The organism is Verrucomicrobiota bacterium (assembly GCA_016871535.1).
Classification (GTDB): Bacteria; Verrucomicrobiota; Verrucomicrobiia; order Limisphaerales; family SIBE01; genus VHCZ01.
Genome location: VHCZ01000006.1, coordinates 46,375 through 63,413 on the forward strand (window position 1 = coordinate 46,375; position 17,039 = coordinate 63,413).

Below are 17,039 nucleotides of genomic sequence, written 5' to 3' on the forward strand. Positions count from 1 at the left end.
GGAAATCTTTTGACGGGACGGCAAGACTTGACGGATGCTTGTGGCCAACCGAAATGCGCGTCCTGGAAATCTCAGACCTTCGGAGATCCTTTCTTCGACCGGACGGAACGCGCCACGACGTGGTCCGCGTCCGCGACTTTGCGTTGGAGGAAGCCGCGCACGTCGCGCTGCGAGGGGAAAGCGGTTCCGGAAAAACGACCTTCTTGAATTTGATCGCCGGCATCCTGAAACCCGATTCCGGCCGCGTCGCCGTGGCGGGCCGCGAAATGTCCGCCCAGCCGGAGCCGGAGCGGGACCGGATTCGAGCCACGACGCTGGGCTACATTTTTCAAACGTTCAATCTGCTCCAGGGCTACACCTGCCTGGAAAACGTGCTCCTGGGAATGTCTTTCGGCCGCGGCGCGGATCGCGAAAAGGCGCGGCGGCTTTTGGACCGCGTGGGTTTGAGGGATCATCTGAACCATTATCCGCGACAGCTCTCCACCGGCCAGCAGCAGCGGGTCGCCGTGGCGCGGGCGCTGGCGAACCAGCCCAAACTGGTGCTGGCGGACGAACCCACGGGCAACCTGGATCACGCCAACGCGCGCGAAGTTCTGACGTTGATTCGCGAAACCTGCCGCGAGAACGGCGCCGCGCTGCTCCTGGTGAGTCACGACCGGGAAGCGCTCGGCCAGTTCGAGCAGGTTCGAGATTTTGAGAGCCTGAACAATTCCAACGCGGTTGAGAAATGAGATCGTTTCGGTTTCCCATGAACCGCTGGGTAGGGCGAGCCTGTCCCCAGCGAGCCGGTCCGGACGTGTTCCAGGCGTGTCGAGCGGCTCGCCGAGACGGCCTCGCCCTACCATCGACGGGTTCAAGGGCCGAGTGCATGGTTCCGAGACCAAGGCAGCTTCCCATGAACCAACCCACCCCTTCGCCCCTCCCGGGAGGGGAACTGAGCCATGCGACGCCGGACGGAGATACCTTCCCGGGTCCGGCGAGCCTGTCCGCAGCGAGCCGTGTCGGACGTGTTCCACGCGCGTCGAGCGGCTCGCCGGGACGGACTCGCCCTACCCGCCTGCTATGACCTTGTGGCTGATCATCTATAAAAGCCTTCGCCAGCACGCGTTCTCGACCGTGCTCACGGCCTTGTCCATCGCGCTGGCGGGAGGCTTGTTGATGTCTGTGTGGACGGTTCGCGAACAATCGCACGCCGCCTTCACGGGCATGAGCGGCGGTTTCGACGCCGTGCTGGGCGCGCGTTCTGCCAAACTTCAGTTGGTTCTCAACGCGGTCTTTCACCTCGAAGAATCACCCGGCAATCTGGGGTGGTCCGATTACCTGGAGATTCAAAAAAATCCCAACGTCGAATTGGCGGTCCCGATCGCGATGGGCGACAATTATCGCGGCTACCGCCTGGTGGGAACTTCGCCGGAGTTTTTCACGAAGGCCGAATACGCGCCGGGCAAGCGTTGCGCCCCGCGCGCCCCAGGGCGAATCTTTGATCCCACCGCGCGCGAAGCCGTCGCGGGAAGTCTCGTGGCGGAGAAGCTTGGCCTGAAACGGGGCGACGTGATCCATCCCTTCCATGGCCTCCTGTTCGACGAAGAAAAGGAACACGCGGAAACCTATTTGGTCGTCGGAATCCTGGAACCGACGAACACTCCGGCGGACCGTGTGATCTGGATTCCACTGGAAGGTTTGCAGCGAATGAGCGGACACGATCCCGCCGCCGCCTCGGACATCAGCGCCGTGCTCATCAAACTCAAAGCGGGCAGCGCGATCGCCGGGCAGCGCCTCAACTTGCTCTACAACAAGGAAGGAAGCCGGCTCACGTTCGCCTGGCCCATCGGGCAAATCATGGCGCAACTTTTTGGAAAGATCGCCTGGTTCGATCGCGTGCTGGAACTCGTGGCGTACCTGGTCGCGCTCGTCGCCACCGGTTCGATTCTCGCCAGCCTTTACAATTCGATGAATGAGCGCCGCCGGGAGATCGCCATCCTGCGCGCGCTGGGCGCGCATCGGCGCACGGTGTTGGCTTCGATTATTTTGGAAGCCGCCGCAATTGCCACCTTGGGCATGGCGATTGGATTTGGATTTTACGCGGTGATTCTGCTGGGCGTGGCTTCGGTAGTGCGCGCGCAGACGGGCATCGTGCTCGACCCGCTGGCGTTTCACGCGATCATGCTCTGGGCGCCGCTGGGATTGATCGGGCTGAGCGCGTTGTCCGGCATTGTTCCGGCCGTGAAAGCGTATCGCACGGACGTCGCGGAGAACCTGGCGCCGATTTCTTAGCCAACAATGCAGTCGAAACCGGGGAGCACACGCGCCCTCGCGTGTTCCGACCGGCGCCTCGCCGGTCGGAAGGAACGCGTCAGAAGGTCAGTCGATGGTGAGTGTTCGACGGAACCCTCGTGGTCGGCGAGGGCGCCGACCACGGCACGCGAGGGCGCGTGCGCTCCCCGTCGAAATCAATAGATGGCTTAGCCGTAACGATGAGCAGAGTTGAAACCGCGCCTGGACCAGAGTAAAAGCAATGCCGAGACGTTATGAGCAATCCGATGTGGAATCTAAGCGCTGAATTGCGAGCAGCATTTTGCGCTTCCCTGGCCGCCTGCCTCCTCGCTGGCTGCTCTGCGTCAAGCCGGTCCTCCGAAGACAACGCGCCGGCGGACATCCGGGGCGAACCGATCAATCCGTCGAAGCCCGAATCCAAACCTTCCGTTGCCGATTCCAGCGGATCCGCCTCGACGAATTCGACCCAGAGCGAGCTCCAGCGCTCGGAACAGGTTCAGACAGCGGCAGGGCCGAACCTCGCCCAGCCGCAGGATTCCCAGGCTCCGAATTCCACCACCGAGGAATTTGTTCCCGTGGCATTCGACAAACTGGCTTCCTTCAATTTCGTGATCCCGGATGACCGGCCTTCGACCAACCAGGTCGCGACCCCTTCCAAATCCGAGGAGCAGATTCCGGCCGGCGTGAAGGCGCTCGATCAAACGAAGGTCGCGCTCAAAGGTTTCATGCTTCCGCTCCGCGTCGAAAGCGGACTCGTCACGGAAATGCTCATCATGCGCGACCAATCGATGTGTTGTTACGGGACCGTGCCCAAGATCAACGAGTGGGTGAGCGTCAAAATGACGAACAAAGGCGTGAAGCCCATCATGGATCAGCCCGTGACGGTTTTTGGCAAGCTTCGCGTCGGCGAAATGCGCGAGAACGGCTACCTCGTCGGCATCTACGCGATGGACGGCGAAAAGATGGCCGTCCCGGCGGATCTCTGAAAGCGTGAGCGGGGCGGTGCTGAGGCGCTGCCGCATCGACAGAAGACCGACTGCGCGGCAACGAGACCTACCGGGTTCATGGGAAGTTCGCTAGGTTTCAGAATCATGCACACGGCCCATGAACCCGGCAGGGCGAGTCCGTCCCGGCGAGCCGCTCGACGTGCGTGGAACACGTCCGACTCGGCTCGCTGGGGACAGGCTCGCCCTACCGTCTGGTTCATGAGAAGACAAAAACCTGTGGCATTGTGGCACCGATTGGCGCTGGGCCTGGCCTTGCTGGCCCTTCCCGCACTCGCCGCGGAACGCCTCGAATTCACTCGCCTGGTCGCCCATTGGTCGGATTACGCTGATCCGGGTTATCTGCCGTTTATCGAGGAAGTGAAACCGGAAATCGCGCAGGTGGGTTTCTACGGGGCGCACTTCTGGAGTCTGGCCGACACTCCGTATGGCAAGGGTTATCCGGCGCATTTCCCAGTGCAAGGCCATCGCCCCTGCGCGGAATGGTTCGCGCGCCTCAACGCAGAGTTGCATCGCCGCGGGGTGAAAGTCGTCGGCCACATGAACGTGAAGTTCCTCGTCGGCGATCCGGAAAGTGCGGAAGGGCCGCGCGGCTTTTTCCGGTTTTATCGGCAGCAATGGGACGCGGATCAACTCGGCGCGAAACCCGCGGAGGATCCGCTGGAGTTCCTCGAGAAAGGTCGGGACGGCAAACCGATCTCCAACCAGAACTACAGCATCGGCGGCATGCGGGAATACTGGGCGTGCCTGAACAATCCGACCTGGCGCGAAGTGTTGAAAGCGTGGACGCGCTTCGGCATTCGGCAAGGCGTGGATGGGTTCATCGTCAATTACTTCTACCGCCACGATTGCCATTGCGAACACTGCCTCCGCGGATTCAAAGATCACCTGCGCGAACGCTTCTCTCCACAGGAGCTGGAGCGCCGCTTTCAAGTTCGCGACCTCGCGGAGCATCGCTTCGATGAAATTGTCGGCTGGCATGATCCGGCGCGGTCCCCGCCGATCCGCCGTGAGATGCTTGCGTTTTCGCAACTCGCGAACAAACGCGCGTTCGATGAAGTGTTCGTGCAGTTTGGACGCTCCCTCAAACCGGACCTGATCGTGGCCCAGTGGAATCATCTGGGGAACTTCAGCCAGATCAGCGGGGATGAGCGATGTCTGCTCCCGGCGGATGTTTGGGGTCGAGATGAAGATTACCTCTGGTACAGCACCGGCGACGCCGCCAACTTTACTGACATCACGGCGGGACTTCTTGGCGAAGCGACTCTGCAAGCGCGTTACATTCGCGGCGCGTTCGCCGACAAGCCGTTCACGCTGGGCAAATACGAGAGCACCCGCATCCGCGCCGCCATCGCAGAGCTGGCCGCGAACGGCGGCGCGCCCATGGGATTCTACACGCGCTTCACCGATCCGCTGGCCCGCCAGGAAATCGTGCGCTACTACGGCTTTCTCCGCCGCCACGACGCGCTTTATCGCGGCAACGGCTCTTACGCAGAGTTGCTCCTGCTTTTTCCGCGAGCCCGCGTGCATCAAGGCGACGTGACCGCCGTCGAACGATTCAAGGAGATCGGCCGGCGGTTGCTGGATGCGCACGTGTTGTTCGATGTCGCTCCCGATGACCTGAAGGACGCGCGGGGCCAAAACCGTTACGCTGCCGTGTTCGATCCGGGCGATCCACGGCTGGAGGCCCACGCGGTCACGGCGCGGTTCCCGGAATCCCTGAGCCGATTTGAAGCGCCGCCGGCCGTTCGCGTGTCCGCCAGCCGTCCGGTCGCGGACGAAGAAATCGATCTCCATTTCGTGAATTACAATCGCGTGGAACCGGCGCAGAAGCGGAGTCCGGGCAGCGGGATTCAGGATGAAAAACCCATCACCGCGCCCGGATTTCGCGCGCGCTTTCGTCTCCCGCCGGGGACGCGGGCGGGGCGGTTGGAATTCGTAACGCCGGAGAAACCGGCCGCCGAGATTCTGAAATTCGAACCGAGCGGCGCCGAAATCCGATTCGAAGTGCCCTCCTTCCTCGTTTACGGAGTCGTTCGCGTGCAGATCCAGTCCGGCGAATGACGCTTGGCAAGGCGGCGCTGCCCCCAGCGAGCCGATCCGAACGTATTCCCAGCACGCCGCGCGGCTCGCCGAGACGGGCTCGCCCTACCAGGTTTATGGGAGGTGTGGATGACACCGAGATCACTGCTTGTCAGGGAAGTGAGTTGCGCCTACAAGAAGCGCATGAACCGTCGAAATTTCCTCAAAACTGGCGCGGCGGGTTTGGCCTTGTCCGCTCTTCCCAACTACGCCGCAGAATTCGCCGATCAAAAGAAACGCGTCGGGCTCATTGGCACGGGCTGGTACGGCAAGTGCGATTTGTTCCGATTGATCCAGGTCGCGCCCGTCGAAGTCGTCTCGCTTTGCGACGTGGACAAGCGCCTGCTGGCGGAGGCCGCGGACATGGTCGCGGCCCGGCAAGCTTCGAAGAAGAAGCCGCGCACTTACGCTGACTACCGCGAAATGCTGAAAGAGAAAGACCACGACATCGTGCTGGTCGAAACCCCGGACCACTGGCACGCCTTGCCGATGATCGCGGCCGTTCAAGCGGGCGCAGATGTCTGGGTGCAAAAGCCGATCAGCGCCGATGTCGTCGAAGGCCAGGCCATGCTCGCCGCGGCGCGCAAATACAACCGCGTCGTGCAGGTGAACACGCAACGCCGCAGCACTCCGCATTTGATCGAGGCCAGGGACCGAATCCTCAAGGAAGGGAAGCTGGGCAAGATCGCGCACGTCGATATCTGCTGCTACTGGGGCATGGGGCGAGCTGGCCGGACGCCGGACGTGCCCGTTCCCGATTACCTCGATTACGAGATGTGGACCGGCCCGGCGCCGATGCGGCCCTTCAACCGCCGGACCCATCCGCGCGGCTGGCGCGCCTTCATGGAATACGGCAACGGCATCGTGGGCGACATGTGCATCCACATGCTCGACATGGTGCGTTGGATGCTCGATTTAGGCTGGCCGCAACGGGTCAGTTCCACTGGCGGCATCCTGGTCGAGAAAGAGAGCAACGCCAACACCACTGACACGCAGACCGCGACGTTCGACTTCGGAGACCTTCAGGTGGTTTGGAAACACCGCACGTGGGGTGACATGCCGGATCCCGATTATCCCTGGGCCGCGACGTTTTACGGAGACAAAGGCACGCTCAAAGCCAGCGTGTTCAATTACGAGTTTTTCCCGCGGGGCAAAAAGGAGCCGACTGCCAAAGGCGAGCCGCTCTACGAGTACGACAAATATCCCGAAGACCAGACTGAGAAAGATTTGGAAAAACATTGCGCCTCAGCGATTCGCTGGCACATGAAGGATTTCCTGTCAGCCATCGCCAAGCGTAGCAAGCCGGTAGCCGATATTGAGCAAGGGTTCATTTCGAGCGCCTCCTGCATTCTGGCCAATCATTCCATGAAACTCGGCCGCACTCTGACATGGGACGCCGCGAAGGGCCAGGTCGTGGGCGATGACGAAGCCAATCGCCTTTTGCGCCGGACTTATCGTTCGCCCTGGGTTCATCCGGAGCCGGCGAGCGTCTGAGTCAGGCGAAGGTATCCCCTCGACGGTGGGGCGACGCTCCTGCGGAGCCTTTCCTCGATGGCATTGGCTCGGCGGGAGTCTCGTCCCACCCTCAACTGAGGCCATACCAGGCCATACCAGGCAGGCGAAGATACTCCTTGCGTTCTCGCGAAATTGCGGGGAGCGTAGGGCATTCTTGAACGATCTGATCGTCCCGGTTTCCCAAAAGGCAGCCAAGCAACCCCGGATCGTCCTGTTTAGGCTAACATGACTGAAATCAAACTCAGGAGAGGCGACGACGTAGGCAAGGCGCTGCGGCGATTGAAGAAAGCGCTCGGCCGAGAGCGGCTCTTCGATGAACTCAAAAAGCGGCGCCATTTTCAAAAACCGAGCGATTACCTCCGGAAGAAACAGAAGGAGGCGCGGTTCAACGCCATGCTGCGCCAGCGCCACGCCGACCAGTGAGGCGGCGCAAGGCACGCAAGCGGAATGTCAACGCGGCGGCCAAAGTCCCACCAATGGTAGCGCGTGCTGCCGCGCCGCCGCATCGTGCGGACCGCAGCCTTCAGGCTGCATCCGCGCACTCTCCGGAGTCCAGCGCTGAAGCGGCCTAAAGGCCGCGGTCCAGAGGAACGCGTCATGGGAAGTTCCCCGGATCCTCGGAACCATGCGCTCGGCCCAAGAAACTTTGAACTCCCAGCGCGGCGGGAGAGGCGCGCACTCGTTTGGTTGCGGCGTCAGCCGCGCTGGGTGTTTCGTGGGCCAAACCCCTTTTCCAGTTCAGCTCGGCACGATCACGCTCTTGGCGGATTCCCAGCGGGCGGTCGTGGCCAGGGCTTCGTTCGCTTGATCCAAGTCGAAGCGATGACTGACCATGGTGTGGAAGGGGAATTCCGTCTGGTGCGTCCGGAGAAAATCAATCGCGACCTTCAGGTGACGCGGTTCGCTCGACCACGATCCGAAAACCTGGAGTTGTTTGCGCGTGATGACCTGCGGGTTGAAGACCACGGTCCCCGCGTCGCAATAATGGCCCAGGACGAGATATTTGCCCCCGTCGCGGCACATTTCCATGCCTTCAGGCACGGCTGACGGGATTCCAACGCATTCCAGGACGGCGTCCGCGCCGTGGCCGCCGGTGAGGTCGTGGACCGCCGCGATTCGCTGTTTTGGATCGGACACGTCGGACAGATCGATGACGTGATCCGCGCCGAAGCGCCGCGCGGTTTCGAGCCGATGTTTGGGGCCTCCGATCACGATCACTTTCGCCGCCCCCGCGCTCCGCGCCACCGCCAGTGCGGCAATGCCCACCGGTCCGGCGCCCTGAACAACCACCGTGTCACGCCACGCCACACCGGTGCGTTCGATCCCATGAATGGCTGTGATCAACGCGCAACCGGCGCCGATGAGCGATTCGGTGAGCAGATCGTCCGGGAGCTTGAAGATCGTCGTGCGCGGCCGGAGATAGTGAAATTCAGCGTAACCGCCGAGAAAATGCGGCGGTTCGTCGCAGCGATAACCGATGCCATACGCGCGCCGCTGGGAGCACTTCGTCGGCTGCCGGATCTCGGTGCAGTGGTAGCATTGCCCGCAGGACGTCGCGGAGTTCCACGTCACGCGATCACCGGCGCGCAACGGCTGTCCGGTCCAGTCGCGGCTCAATCCCTCGCCGAGTTGCTCGATGCGCCCGACGGTTTCGTGGCCCATGATGACGGGCAGCGCGATCGGGAGCTGGCCTTTCCAGAGGTGGACATCCGTGCCGCAAATGCCGGCCATCTCTGTGCGGACGAGCGCGGCGCCGGGATCAATTTTCTCCGGGAGCGGGAACGATCTCAATTGCAGGGGCGCGTCAAACTTTTCAAGAACCGAGGCGCGGGCGTTTCGCATAAAATGTGGCTCGAATAGGAGTCAACGGAACTAGAAGCTTGGGCCGCGCCGGGACTTTTTCAAGGTATTCCCTTCAGTGAAGGTGAGGGGAGCGTCCTCCCGCGCCTTCGCGACGACGCAGCCGCTCCGGCGGCGCAGGCTGCTCCGCTGATTGCTTGGGGAATCGCGGTCGCTGTTGACTACTTTATCCCTCCTTGGGGATCCTGGATTATTCCCGGTTTTCACGGAGTTCTATTAGTAATCACTGTTGTGATCATGATCCGAGATGTGCGCTGCCTGAGGGGGCTCAGAGCATTACCAAGCCGAACCAACGGATCGAGCCAATGACGAGGAGCGCGATGACGTTGCTGTTCCAATTCGGATCTGCCTGCCGCGCTCCTCGTCATGGCTCATCCTGATCGTTCGGCGGCATTCACGTATGCGTATCCGTCCTTATTTTTCAAACCCTGCTGAGTTTCACGCATACGAGCCAGAGGTCATCGAGATTGCGCGTCGGCTTCGTAGCGGCATTCAAGGTGTGGAACCAGCGTTACAGGTTGAGCACGTTGGCAGCACCTCCGTTCCAGGTTGCGGTGGGAAAGGCATCATCGATCTGGCCGTTCTCTATCCGGAAGGGTTGCTTGCCCGCGCGAGGGTGGTTCTCGATGAACTTGGATTTCAGAAACAGGGCGGGCCGGAGCCATTCCCCGAGGACCGGCCGATGCGCGTCGGATGTGTTGAGGACGATGGCCGTTTGTATCGCATTCACGCCCACGTCATCGCGCTGGGTTCGGAGGAGCATGACGAGTTGGCGTGGTTCCGAGAAGCGCTCCGTCGCGATTCAACTTTAAAGCAGAGCTATGAGGAGCGGAAGCGCGCGATTCTCGCGGCGGGGATTCAGGATGAGCTCGAATACTGCAAGGCGAAGGGAGCGTTCGTCACCGATGCGCTTAAGAGCGTGTCCGAAAATTGCGCGGGGTCCTGCGGCGAGGGATTTTGGCTGTGGCCAAGGCGGCGAGGTCCGAGCATCCCCAACGCGGGCTGTAAGGACCGAGCCAACGCAGGCCACGGACAAAAGACCCGCCGCCCGGAGGGTTTTCGCGCCAAAGGCCGCCTGGCTTCGTTGCTCCTCAGTCGAAGATCCAGGGAGGATATTCTCCTTCGTCGCGCCTCGCCATCCGGCCTTTGGCGCGAAAACAGGACCCCGCGGAATTTTCGGACACGCTCTAAGGAAAGACAACCTGCCGAACCAACCGCGGCACCGAATGGCGGCCCCGCGACGCGGTTCGGCCATTCGGAAGCCACGGAGGGCCGCCATCGGTGAGCCGAATCCTTCGGCAAATCGCCGTTGAACGCGCTGGGGTCATCGTTTAAGCTTTGCAGCATGCAAAGTCAGGTTGATCTCAAACAGATGGCACTGTCCGAAAAGCTTCAACTTATGGAGGCACTTTGGGATGAACTGTGTAACCGGGAGGAGGAGATTCCCGTTCCGGATTGGCATAAGACGGTCCTCGATGAACGAGAGCGACAGGTCGCCGAAGGCAAGGCAACGTTCGTTGATTGGGAGACGGCCAAGCAGAGAATTCGGAAGCGGATTTCATGACGATCGAGATTCTGGACAAGGCTGAGAATGATCTTGTTGCCGGATTTCACTTTTACGAGGAGCAAGAGATTGGTTTGGGGACGTATTTCCTGGAGAGTCTCTATTCGGATATTGAATCACTGAAACTGTACGCGGGGATTCATCGGCTGGCGTACCGAGATTTCCATCGCATGCTCTCGAAGCGGTTTCCATTCGCGATTTATTACAGGACGGCTGCGAGGATTGCTTACGTTCATGCCGTCGTTGACTGTAGGAAGAGTCCAGCATGGATCAGGGATCATTTGACGTGAACTTGCCGAACCAGATCACTGGACCGAACGCGGGCGGGCCATGTCAGTTGACGATGCGGACGCGTTGGGCCGCCCGCGTCGCTCAGTTTTGTCGTTCGGTGAAACCCAAGGACGTGAGCGCATGAAGAGAAGCTTGGCGAGAACAGCCCTCATTGGTGGAAGCGTTGGCATTCCGCTATGGCTTCTGTCCTACTCGTGGCTTCCGTTTGCCTTGGCTGGGCGTGATGGGCAATTCGTGCTCCACGCGGTGGTTGTCGGCGAGGTGGGCGCCTTTGCGGCGGGAGCTCTCGGCGTTGGTTTGGGCTTTACGGCCAGGAAACGCTCCGCACCCGGGTCACGCGAGCACCGGTTGGCCTCACGCAGCGTAACCGTGGCCTCGGTGGTACGAACGCTAGTCCTGATCCCGAATGTCCTGGGCCGTCTATTGCATGCTCAATAACCATGGCTCCCATCTTCTCCATCTTCTCTGCATTCACCGGTTGAACCAAGCCGCGTAAAAGCTTCGCTCACGCGGCAGGCCGCGTCGAAGGTTCGGAGGGCGGTTCTCAACGGGAGGGTTTCCTTGAGGAAAGATCGGTGCTTCGTCTCGAGCGCGATTGCGCAATTATTCAAAGTCCTCGTTCAGCGAACGGAGAAATGCGGACAGCGGGGCCTGGGCTTCCTTGGTGAGAAGGACTTTGGCCATTTCCGGGTCGCCATTGCGAATCCTCTGTTCCCGCGCCAGGTCGGAAGTGAAGCGGTAGAAAAACACGACCGCTTCGATGGTCGAGGATTGGCCCGTGTGCAGGTAGGGCGCCGAGTGGCCCAGATCGCGCAAGCCGGGCGTCTTGAAGAGCGCAATCGTTTTAGGCAAGAGAGTCTCTGCGGTATTCGCCCCCAACGACGCCGAGAGCATCGTTTGGAGGGCGGCTTGCGGCGCGGGAAAATCCGGATTGGCGTACACGTTCCACAGACCGAGATCGACATCGCCAGGCGCCTTTTTGGCCGGCGCGGCGTTGAATCGGCCTGTAGCGTTCGGATGCCGGGCCGTGGGCGGCAGGAAATCATCCGGAGCGGCGAGGCGCTCGGCGAGGCCAGGGACCCGGAGTTGCACGAACGCCCCCTCGCCGTGGACCGAGTCGAACTCCCACTGCGTCGCGCCCGTGTTGTGAAAACTGAAATCCGTGAAGTGCGGCGCGGCGTGGCACGCGAGGCAATTTCCCATTCTCCCCGGCGGCGAGGAATCGTCGCCAGGCTCGGCGAAAAAGATTTTGAGCCCTTCCAATTCCGCCGGGCCAAAAGCGAACTTCTGAGCGTGCGTCGTGAAGGAGCCGTCGTCCGCGGTGACAAACACAGGCGATTTCAGATTGGCCACCAGTGCCCGCAAGCGGCGGCTGTACGATTTGTCGTCCTCGCCCGCGGCGGGGCGGCGGGGAAAGGAATTCTTTTTGAGGAAGACGTCGTAGGGGCTGGCGTCGTACTCCCCGGCTTCGTTCGTCGAGAACGTGAGCGACTTGAGGTAGGCGTTGAGGATTTTCGCCACCGCGTCGAGAACTTCGTCATCGGCAGCTTTGGACCCATCGATCCTGAACGCTTCCGGCAATCGGAACTCGGCGGGAATGGCGGGATCGAGGCCGGCCAGAATCGTTCGGTAAGCGCCGCCCGTTTTGTGGCCGAGCGCGCTCTGGCCGTTGTCCTCGCGGATGACTTTGGCGATGTGCCGGACGGCCAGCGCGCGTTCCGCAGGCAGCCAGCCGAAGTTGCGGCCGGTCAAGGTAGCTTTGATCAGAGCTTCGCCAGTCGGGAATTCGCCGTCGAAGTGCAGGAAGAATGCTCCGCGCCGGGGGATGGAGGCGTTGGCGAGAGCGGGCGAGTTGCGCGCCGTGAACCGACGGCCATCTCCGCGCTCCGGAATCGGCGAACGAATTGCGAAATCCGCGTATGCGCGCGTGCCCAGACCGCCGGCCTTGTGCTCGTCCACGAGGTGACAGGCGCGGCAATTCATGGACTGACCGGCGAACGCGCCCGGCACGGTGGTGTTGACGGTGCGGGTCGCGTCGAGAACGGGGTCGCCGCTGGACAGCGAAGCGTTCACGTCTCCGCCCGAATGTGCGTAAAAGTATTGCGCGAAGCGAGTCTCCAGAAAGAAGCGCCGGCCAATCGCGACTTCGGGCGGCTCAAGCTTTGTGGTTGCCGGTCCGGCGGAAAAAGCGCGAAAGAACAGGCGAGGGGAGGTCAACGGAATGGCGAAGGCCGTTCGGCCGCTGGCGTCGGCGGTCTGGGCAGGCCAGGTGGTCCATTTCAGAAAGTCCTCCGTGGATGCGATGCCATAAGCCGCGCCGCTCGTTCCCGACACCACGAGCTGAGCGCTGTTGCTGGAAGTGACAAGAATCGCAAGCCCCGGCGGCCGGCGCGAAACCGTGCCGGGCTGAACGGAGTCGGCCGTGAGCAGCGCCCCATGAAAATCCAACGACAAACCCACCGCCAGAAAACCGCGTATAATCCTCAGCGCGACGCAGCCGAAGGAGCCGCAGCCAAAACGGAGCGCGGCTGTGGTCGAAGACACAGCCGCAGTTCGCTCGAACTGCCGGGCTGCTGCGGCTGGTGCTGCGCACACAGCCGTGCTCCGAGAACTTGTCGCGAGTTGCGGCGATTTTCGGCGATACGGACATAGTGTTGTCTTGAGGCGCACGGGTCGGAAAAATCGCGCAGAAGGTTCGAGGGAAATGCTCGATACTGGCACAAAAAGTGGCCGTTCCTGGTTGCTGTCCCTTTGAGATTGGGGTGGCATTGGCCGCGCTTCCGGTGTTCAACTCACTCTTATCCGGGTGAAACGTGTGGGGCGTCACCGTTTCAGGATACGGCCGATGCGAGCGGAGACTTCTTCTCCGGGGATGCCCTGAACTTTGCCGGTCTGGATTTCCTCCATGCGCCTGTCGATCTCGGCTTTCCAGGCGATCTCGATTTCGGGCGGGCTCCGGTGCAAGTGCTCGGCCAAACGGCTCACCAGTTCGCCCACCTTCTCCGGCGGCCAGTGGCGGGTTTCTTCAACGATTTGTTCCACGGTCAACGGCATGGAATGTCGCATACGATCCTCCGGGGGCAGATGCAATCGCCTCTTGGCCAGACACGAGCCAGCGCTGATCATTCCCCATTAACCCAGCAGTCCAGCCTGTCCGCTTGGGCGCGCAGCGTCTTTCAAGGGTCACCGGGCGACAGCACAACCCGAAAACCCACGTAACCCGTCTCGCCTTCGGGATTGTAGCCGCGAGTCGCGGAGCGGCATTGCGGCGGTTCACAACCCCAGCTTCCGCCGCGGTAAACGCGGTAAGTGCCCGTGGCCGGCCCTTTCGGATCGACGACCCTTCCCCCCGGATAGCGGCCGTACCAATCCTGGCACCATTCCCAGAGTCCGCCGTGCATATCATACAAGCCCCAGGGATTGGGCAGTTTCAGGCCGACCGCGTGAGTCGTGTGGCTGCTGTTGTCTTCGTACCACGCGTAGTCGGCCAGCTTGGTGTAGCCCGGATCGTCGCCAAAGCTGAAGCGCGTCGAGGTCCACGCCCGGCAGGCATACTCCCACTCCGCTTCGGTCGGGAGCCGATAGACGCAATTGGGCGGAATCACTCTGGCCGCCCGTTCCTGCCTCGTGAGCCGCGCGCAGTAATTCGTCGCATCCTCCCAGCTCACGGTCTCCACCGGCCGGTTCAAATCGCCCGTAAAAACGCTGGGAAACGTGCCCAGCACCCATTGATAGTCCTGTTGGGTGACTTTGTATTTCGCCATGTAAAAGCCGCGACTCAACGTGACAGTAGTTTGCGGACCTTCGTCCTCGGCACGGCCGACTTCGTTCGTCGGGCTTCCCATCCGAAAGGCGCCGGGCGGGATGAATACCATTCCCGGCCGCGCTTGTTTTACAGCTCGGTAATACCGCCGCGGGCCGGTCGCAGGCGTGGGATCGCCCCATAAATAACTCTCGGAGAGCAGTTGGAGGAAGTCCAGACAGCGCCACGCATTGGTCTGGGAAAGGTCCGTGGTGTATTCAATTGAATAGACCGCGCCCGCTTCTCCCGTGACGGTCAGCCCCGGATACAAATCAATTTCGAGCGCCGAGGCCGTTTGCGCGAAGGAACGTGGCACCGCCATGCCGGCCAATAAACACAAGAAAGTGAACGTCAGGATGAAGCAACGGTTCAATAGTGACGGTTGGGCGAGACTCCTGCCGAGCCTTTCCTCGATGGCATTGGCTCGGCAGGAGCCTCGCCCCACCTTACTGCTTGGTCCGCAGGATGGACGACAAAGCTCGTAGCGCAGAGTTGCACTCTGCCGTATCGCAGAATTGTATTCTGCGGGGCGTCTCCCAGTCCGAGCACGCTGGGACTTGCCGGCGCCCTGCCGATTGGAAATCGGCGATACCGCAGATTGAAAATCTGCGCTGGGGTTCTCCGGTCGATCTGTCGTCAATCCCACGGTCCGCACAGTAATTACGGCTCCGCCACCGGGACCTTGAAGAAACATTGCCAATCTCCGTAGGCCGAGCCGAGCAAAACGCGGCGGCCCCGGAACCATTCGACATGGCCGTCTTCGAATCCGAAATTGCCACCCTCCGGCGCCCCGGCTGCATTGCGATGCACCGCCGTCAGCACCTTCTTGCCCTCGTAATCGGTGGTCCATCTCAAGCGGGCATCGTAAATATTCGTGGTTTTCGGACCGAGAGCCTGAAGGCGGTCGATCAAGATCGGGGCGGAAGCATAAGGCCCGTTGAGCTTCTTGCGGAAGAACCATTCCGAGGTGCCCTGGGCGTAGCTCGTGACGTCGGGATCGCCCGTGCGGCGGCCGGGCAAATAGAAGTAACCCATCAATTGCGCGCCGCTGTCCGACGTAATCATGCCGCGTTCGGCGACGCGGTGCCAGACGTCTGTCGGGCAAAAGAGAACGTCGTTGCGCGGGCGCTCGGATTTCGCGGTCGTGCGCTGGTTGCGGATAAGATAGTTGTTCCAAAAATTGCTCATCGAGGGCGTCATCCAACTAAACCCAAGCCCGTCGCGATTGTCGGGAAACGAATTGTCGTAGTCGCCGGCATACAGATTGACCGCCAGTCCCCATTGCTTGGCGTTGCTGACGCAAAGCGACTTGTGCGATTGTGCCTTGGCTCGCGAGAGCGCGGGAAGCAGCAAGGAAGCGAGAATCGCGATGATCGCAATGACCACCAGCAATTCGATGAGCGTGAAGGCAGGACACGGCCTGGCTGCCGTCGGACAGATTGTTTTCATGGCACGAGGTGCGGCAACTGTTCCTCCCGCTCCTCTCGGCGTCAACCTGGATTTCGTCGCGCATGCTTTGTCCACTTGTGGGTTGTCCCCGTTCCGGTTTAAACAGGGACATGCAATTGAATCGCACGGCATCCATTTTGGTGACGGGATCGTCCGGGAGCATCGGACGGGCGGCCGTGTCCGGTCTGCGGGCTGCCGGATGGCCTGTCCGAGGTTTCGACCGCTTGCCTACGCCGGGGACGGCTGATTTCGTGGTGGGCGACCTCACTGACGCTGCGGCTTTGCGAAAAGCCGCCGACGGCGCCGCGGCGATCATCCATCTCGCCGCCGTGCCGGATGATGACGACTTTCTTTCGCGCTTGCTGCCGAACAATCTTGCCGGGTTGCACAACGTTCTCGAAGCGGCGCGTCTTGGCGGAGTGAAACGCGTGTTGCTGGCGAGCACGGGACAGGTTGTCTGGTGGCAGTTGCTGGAAGGCCCCTGGCCCATTGGACCCGATGCGCCCTACACGCCGCGCGATTGGTACGCCGTGACCAAGATCGCCGCCGAAGCCGCGGGGCGGGTTTACGCCCGCAATTGCAGCATGACGGTGCTGGCGCTGAGGCTGGGCTGGTTTCCGCGCAACCGCGAGCACGCCGCCGAAGTCGGGCGCACCGTGCGCGGACCCAATATTTATCTCAGTCCGGGCGATGCCGGACGATTCTTTGCGCGCGCGATGGAAGCGACGTTGACGCCTGGCTTCGAAGTACTGTACGTCGCGAGCCGGCCCACGAACCGAATCGTTTTCGACCTGGAACCGGCGATGCGTGTCGTGGGATGGGAACCGCAAGACCAGTGGCCCACGGGCGTGGAACATTGGCTCTAGCCTTCGTGCTTTGTGATTGTCCGTCGAATGGGTTTTCGTCCTCGGAGGGAAGCGCAAAAACGTAAAACGTAATGCGTAATGCGTGATGCGCGACAGGCAACTGACTCCTGATCACTGATGACTCCGATTGCCACTCCATTTCGCTCAACAGTGATCGAAGGGAAGGCTGAATGATCAGGTTTCAAATTACTGCTTGGTCCGCGGGATGGACGACAAAGCTCGTAGCGCGGAGTTGCACTCTGCCGTATCGCAGAATTGTATTCTGCGGGGCGTCTCCCAGTCCGAGCACGCTGGGACTTGCCGGCGCCCTGCCGATTGGAAATCGGCGATAC

At 61.3% G+C, this 17,039-nt stretch carries 15 protein-coding genes; 10 read left to right on the forward strand and 5 right to left on the reverse strand.

Annotated elements, in window-relative coordinates; translation table 11 throughout:
- Positions 1–53: 53 nt before the first annotated feature.
- The 6 genes from FJ398_01860 to rpsU all read left to right on the forward strand — a co-directional run bounded on the left by FJ398_01860 (position 54) and on the right by rpsU (position 7,298).
- Entirely contained in the window at positions 54–731 is a 678-nt protein-coding gene (locus FJ398_01860; protein MBM3836702.1) for an ABC transporter ATP-binding protein, read from the forward strand.
- Between the two features lie 331 nt (positions 732–1,062).
- Complete coding sequence (locus tag FJ398_01865) at positions 1,063–2,274, forward strand: FtsX-like permease family protein (protein ID MBM3836703.1); 1,212 nt, start codon at positions 1,063–1,065, stop codon at positions 2,272–2,274.
- A gap of 254 nt (positions 2,275–2,528) precedes the next feature.
- The gene (locus tag FJ398_01870) at positions 2,529–3,260 is read left to right on the forward strand and encodes a DUF3299 domain-containing protein (GenBank protein ID MBM3836704.1); all 732 of its coding nucleotides are present in this window, start codon (positions 2,529–2,531) and stop codon (positions 3,258–3,260) included.
- Between the two features lie 219 nt (positions 3,261–3,479).
- Entirely contained in the window at positions 3,480–5,342 is a 1,863-nt protein-coding gene (locus FJ398_01875; GenBank protein ID MBM3836705.1) for a hypothetical protein, read from the forward strand.
- Between the two features lie 162 nt (positions 5,343–5,504).
- Positions 5,505–6,854, forward strand: a complete 1,350-nt coding sequence (locus FJ398_01880) for a Gfo/Idh/MocA family oxidoreductase (GenBank protein ID MBM3836706.1) — start codon at positions 5,505–5,507, stop codon at positions 6,852–6,854.
- Between the two features lie 246 nt (positions 6,855–7,100).
- On the forward strand, positions 7,101–7,298 hold the full coding sequence (gene rpsU / locus FJ398_01885; protein MBM3836707.1) for a 30S ribosomal protein S21: 198 nt from the start codon (positions 7,101–7,103) through the stop codon (positions 7,296–7,298).
- Between the two features lie 315 nt (positions 7,299–7,613).
- On the opposite strand, the gene FJ398_01890 is transcribed toward rpsU, so the two are convergent.
- The gene (locus FJ398_01890; GenBank protein MBM3836708.1) at positions 7,614–8,717 is read right to left on the reverse strand and encodes a zinc-binding dehydrogenase; all 1,104 of its coding nucleotides are present in this window, start codon (positions 8,715–8,717) and stop codon (positions 7,614–7,616) included.
- 418 nt (positions 8,718–9,135) lie between these two features.
- Between FJ398_01890 and FJ398_01895 the strand changes: the two genes are divergently transcribed.
- The 3 genes from FJ398_01895 to FJ398_01905 are packed head-to-tail and all read left to right on the forward strand — an operon-like array spanning position 9,136 to position 10,589.
- Positions 9,136–10,020: a GrpB family protein gene (locus FJ398_01895; GenBank protein MBM3836709.1), complete on the forward strand. Its 885-nt coding sequence runs from the start codon at positions 9,136–9,138 to the stop codon at positions 10,018–10,020.
- Between the two features lie 60 nt (positions 10,021–10,080).
- On the forward strand, positions 10,081–10,299 hold the full coding sequence (locus FJ398_01900) for an addiction module protein (GenBank protein ID MBM3836710.1): 219 nt from the start codon (positions 10,081–10,083) through the stop codon (positions 10,297–10,299).
- Positions 10,296–10,589: a type II toxin-antitoxin system RelE/ParE family toxin gene (locus FJ398_01905; protein ID MBM3836711.1), complete on the forward strand. Its 294-nt coding sequence runs from the start codon at positions 10,296–10,298 to the stop codon at positions 10,587–10,589. The genes FJ398_01900 and FJ398_01905 overlap by 4 nt, the downstream gene beginning before the upstream one ends.
- Before the next feature lie 604 nt (positions 10,590–11,193).
- Here FJ398_01905 and FJ398_01910 read toward each other — a convergent pair.
- The 4 genes from FJ398_01910 to FJ398_01925 are packed head-to-tail and all read right to left on the reverse strand — an operon-like array spanning position 11,194 to position 15,841.
- Positions 11,194–13,359, reverse strand: a complete 2,166-nt coding sequence (locus FJ398_01910; protein ID MBM3836712.1) for a hypothetical protein — start codon at positions 13,357–13,359, stop codon at positions 11,194–11,196.
- 54 nt (positions 13,360–13,413) lie between these two features.
- The gene (locus FJ398_01915; GenBank protein MBM3836713.1) at positions 13,414–13,716 is read right to left on the reverse strand and encodes an addiction module protein; all 303 of its coding nucleotides are present in this window, start codon (positions 13,714–13,716) and stop codon (positions 13,414–13,416) included.
- Positions 13,717–13,766: 50 nt separating this feature from the next.
- Positions 13,767–15,353 carry a formylglycine-generating enzyme family protein gene (locus FJ398_01920; GenBank protein ID MBM3836714.1) on the reverse strand — a complete coding sequence of 529 codons (1,587 nt, stop codon included), beginning with the start codon at positions 15,351–15,353 and terminating at the stop codon, positions 13,767–13,769.
- Positions 15,053–15,841 (reverse strand): type II secretion system protein, encoded by a 789-nt coding sequence (locus tag FJ398_01925; GenBank protein MBM3836715.1) that lies wholly within the window; start codon positions 15,839–15,841, stop codon positions 15,053–15,055. The genes FJ398_01920 and FJ398_01925 overlap by 301 nt, the downstream gene beginning before the upstream one ends.
- 62 nt (positions 15,842–15,903) lie before the next feature.
- Between FJ398_01925 and FJ398_01930 the strand changes: the two genes are divergently transcribed.
- A complete protein-coding gene (locus FJ398_01930; GenBank protein ID MBM3836716.1) occupies positions 15,904–16,707 on the forward strand; it encodes an NAD(P)-dependent oxidoreductase in 804 nt (267 codons plus the stop codon).
- Positions 16,708–17,039: the final 332 nt, after the last annotated feature.

What these genes read in the sequence shown, in the direction of transcription:
- FJ398_01890 (MBM3836708.1), bottom strand. Translation starts at nt 8,717, where the DNA reads ATGCGAAACGCCCGCGCCTCGGTTCTTGAAAAGTTTGACGCGCCCCTG.
- FJ398_01915 (MBM3836713.1), bottom strand. Translation starts at nt 13,716, where the DNA reads ATGATCAGCGCTGGCTCGTGTCTGGCCAAGAGGCGATTGCATCTGCCC.
- FJ398_01870 (MBM3836704.1), top strand. Translation starts at nt 2,529, where the DNA reads ATGAGCAATCCGATGTGGAATCTAAGCGCTGAATTGCGAGCAGCATTT.
- FJ398_01880 (MBM3836706.1), top strand. Translation starts at nt 5,505, where the DNA reads ATGAACCGTCGAAATTTCCTCAAAACTGGCGCGGCGGGTTTGGCCTTG.
- FJ398_01865 (MBM3836703.1), top strand. Translation starts at nt 1,063, where the DNA reads ATGACCTTGTGGCTGATCATCTATAAAAGCCTTCGCCAGCACGCGTTC.
- FJ398_01910 (MBM3836712.1), bottom strand. Translation starts at nt 13,359, where the DNA reads ATGCCACCCCAATCTCAAAGGGACAGCAACCAGGAACGGCCACTTTTT.
- FJ398_01860 (MBM3836702.1), top strand. Translation starts at nt 54, where the DNA reads ATGCGCGTCCTGGAAATCTCAGACCTTCGGAGATCCTTTCTTCGACCG.
- FJ398_01900 (MBM3836710.1), top strand. Translation starts at nt 10,081, where the DNA reads ATGCAAAGTCAGGTTGATCTCAAACAGATGGCACTGTCCGAAAAGCTT.
- FJ398_01875 (MBM3836705.1), top strand. Translation starts at nt 3,480, where the DNA reads ATGAGAAGACAAAAACCTGTGGCATTGTGGCACCGATTGGCGCTGGGC.
- FJ398_01925 (MBM3836715.1), bottom strand. Translation starts at nt 15,841, where the DNA reads ATGAAAACAATCTGTCCGACGGCAGCCAGGCCGTGTCCTGCCTTCACG.
- FJ398_01905 (MBM3836711.1), top strand. Translation starts at nt 10,296, where the DNA reads ATGACGATCGAGATTCTGGACAAGGCTGAGAATGATCTTGTTGCCGGA.
- FJ398_01930 (MBM3836716.1), top strand. Translation starts at nt 15,904, where the DNA reads ATGCTTTGTCCACTTGTGGGTTGTCCCCGTTCCGGTTTAAACAGGGAC.
- FJ398_01895 (MBM3836709.1), top strand. Translation starts at nt 9,136, where the DNA reads ATGCGTATCCGTCCTTATTTTTCAAACCCTGCTGAGTTTCACGCATAC.
- rpsU (MBM3836707.1), top strand. Translation starts at nt 7,101, where the DNA reads ATGACTGAAATCAAACTCAGGAGAGGCGACGACGTAGGCAAGGCGCTG.
- FJ398_01920 (MBM3836714.1), bottom strand. Translation starts at nt 15,353, where the DNA reads ATGGTTCTTCCGCAAGAAGCTCAACGGGCCTTATGCTTCCGCCCCGAT.